General features: G+C 48.6%; 1 protein-coding gene. It reads left to right on the plus strand.

The genetic code is table 11. From position 1 onward, the window contains the following. Positions 1-117 precede the first annotated feature (117 nt). On the plus strand, positions 118-927 hold the full coding sequence (gene surE, locus P5683_RS25185; RefSeq protein WP_006625915.1) for a 5'/3'-nucleotidase SurE: 810 nt from the start codon (positions 118-120) through the stop codon (positions 925-927). Positions 928-1,057: the final 130 nt, after the last annotated feature.

Consider the following 1,057-nt stretch of genomic DNA (forward strand, 5'->3'; position numbering starts at 1 on the left):
CTATCGTCGCATTGTCAGGCAATAGCCGGATAAATGTCGCGTAAATGTATCAGGGCGGGGATTCTCGGCCGTTAAACTCAAAAAAGTTCAAATTGTAATGCGCGGAAATGGTGGTCGATGAAACTGTTAATCAGCAATGATGATGGGGTTTTTGCCCTGGGTATTCGTTCCCTAGCTAATAGTTTAGGGGAAGCGGGACATGATGTTACTGTTGTCTGTCCCGATCGCGAACGTTCAGCCACTGGTCACGGATTGACCCTACATCAGCCCATTCGTGCGGAAGAGTGTTCATCAGTCTTTCACCCGACTGTAACCGCCTGGTCTTGTTCAGGAACCCCGGCTGATTGCGTAAAATTGGGGTTGTTTGCTTTACTTGACAGTATGCCAGATATGGTTTTGTCAGGTATCAACCACGGCCCCAACCTAGGAACGGATATCCTGTATTCGGGAACGGTATCCGCTGCTATGGAAGGGTTGATTGAGGGTATCCCCAGTATTGCATTTAGTCTAGCCAGTTATTCGTCGGTTGAATTTGACCTGGCCGCAGGTTTTGCGACCACCCTGGTTAACGCTTTAGAAAATCAGGGATTATCGGAAGCATTTTTGCTTAATGTTAATATTCCTGCTGTTGGCGAACAGGAAATCGCTGGAGTGGCGATCGCTCGCCAAGGTATTCGCCGCTATGTGGATATTTTTGAGAAACGGGTTGATCCGCGCGGTAAAACCTACTACTGGCTTGCCGGAGAACTTCTCGAAGACGTGGAAGAAGTTATCGACCATCAAAATTTTGATCATGCACCCACAGATGTAAGTGCCGTCCGCAGTAACTATATTACCATTACCCCCCTTCAGTACAACCTTACCCAATTTAAAGCCTTAGAACCCCTTGCGGATTTGGTGGCCGCCGTGAGACACTGGAGACAGTAGACTAGAATAGTAGATAGAGAATCATAGCAAGTCCGATCATGGGGGTTGATTAAAGCCAAAGGCTTGGTAGATCCTAGTCAGCACCCCCGGCTGAAGCACGGGGGCTTCGTGCCCCCCTTTCAGGTAGCTC

It is taken from the genome of Limnospira sp. PMC 1279.21, assembly GCF_032349615.1.
GTDB lineage: Bacteria > Cyanobacteriota > Cyanobacteriia > Cyanobacteriales > Microcoleaceae > Limnospira > Limnospira fusiformis.

Bases quoted from the DNA above. Each gene is read 5' to 3' on its own strand.
- surE (WP_006625915.1), top strand. From the start codon at position 118: ATGAAACTGTTAATCAGCAATGATGATGGGGTTTTTGCCCTGGGTATT.